This window comes from Paractinoplanes hotanensis (assembly GCF_023717965.1).
Classification (GTDB): Bacteria; Actinomycetota; Actinomycetes; order Mycobacteriales; family Micromonosporaceae; genus Actinoplanes; species Actinoplanes polyasparticus.
In genome coordinates this window covers 1-1,048 of the sequence record NZ_JAMQOL010000131.1, presented here as the reverse complement: position 1 = coordinate 1,048, position 1,048 = coordinate 1, and the positions used below count along the sequence as shown (strand labels likewise).

Genomic DNA, 1,048 nt, shown 5'->3' with positions numbered 1-1,048 from the left:
GGCGAGTTCAGCCAGTCGTAGCATTTGATCTTGGTGGTTTGGTGGGACAGGATGCCCGCCGTGCGCAACATGTTGACCTTGGCCGATCGGGAAGAGATATCCCGTGGTCTGGCCGAAGGCTTGCTGTATAAGGAAATCGCGGTTCTGCTTGGCCGGGATCCGTCGGTGGTCTCGCGGGACGTGGCCCGTCACGGCGGCCGTGCCCAGTATCGTGCGGTGTCGGCCGACGAGGCCGCGGCGGCGGGCCGGCAGCGGCCGAAGCTGTACGCGGTCGAGCGGTCGGCCCGGCTGAAGACGGTGGTCACCGAACTGCTGCGCGGTGGCTGGTCACCGGCGTCGATCGCGGGTCGGTTGCCGTACGACTACCGTGACGATCAGGCTGTACGGGTGTCTCACGAAGCGATCTACCAGTGGATGTATGCCCAGCCGGTGTCCACCCTGGCCCGCGAGCTGCTCCAGTTGCGCACCGGCCGCACCGCCCGCCGCTCGGGGCCGCGCCCGGCTCCGGCGCCGCGCATCAAGGAGCCCCGTTACCTCGACGAACGCCCCGCCGAGGTCGAGGGCCGGCAGGTCCCCGGCCATTGGGAAGGCGACCTGGTGATCGGCAAGGGCGGTAAGTCCGCGGTGGCGACGCTGGTCGAACGGACGTCACGGTTCGTGGTGCTGGTCCCGCTGTCCGGTCGTGACGCGCTGACCGTCGGTGACGCGGTGATCGCCGCCGCCGGGACCCTGCCGCCGCAGATCACCCGCTCGCTGACCTGGGACTGCGGCTCGGAGATGGCCCAGCACGCGCGGATCACCGCAGCAGGGTTGCCGGTGTACTTCGCCCGTCCGCACTCGCCGTGGCAGCGCGGCAGCAACGAGAATCTGAACCGTATCCTGCGCGAATACTTCCCGAAAGGCGTTCCCATCACCGCCGACCCGAAATACATGGCGATGGTGGCTTCCGAAATCAACGACCGACCCCGTAAGATCCATAACTGGAAGAAGCCCTCCGAGATATTCGCCGAACTCGTAGAGGCAAATGCTTCAACCGCCTGAATTCGCC

The 1,048-nt window shown here is 67.0% G+C and carries 1 protein-coding gene; it reads left to right on the top strand.

Annotated features, from left to right (window positions below; genetic code table 11):
• The first annotated feature begins 69 nt into the window (after positions 1-69).
• Complete coding sequence (locus LXN57_RS47720; protein WP_438872996.1) at positions 70-1,041, top strand: IS30 family transposase; 972 nt, start codon at positions 70-72, stop codon at positions 1,039-1,041.
• Positions 1,042-1,048: the final 7 nt, after the last annotated feature.

Coding starts and splice junctions, on each gene's coding strand:
- LXN57_RS47720 (WP_438872996.1), top strand. CDS start 70: ATGTTGACCTTGGCCGATCGGGAAGAGATATCCCGTGGTCTGGCCGAA.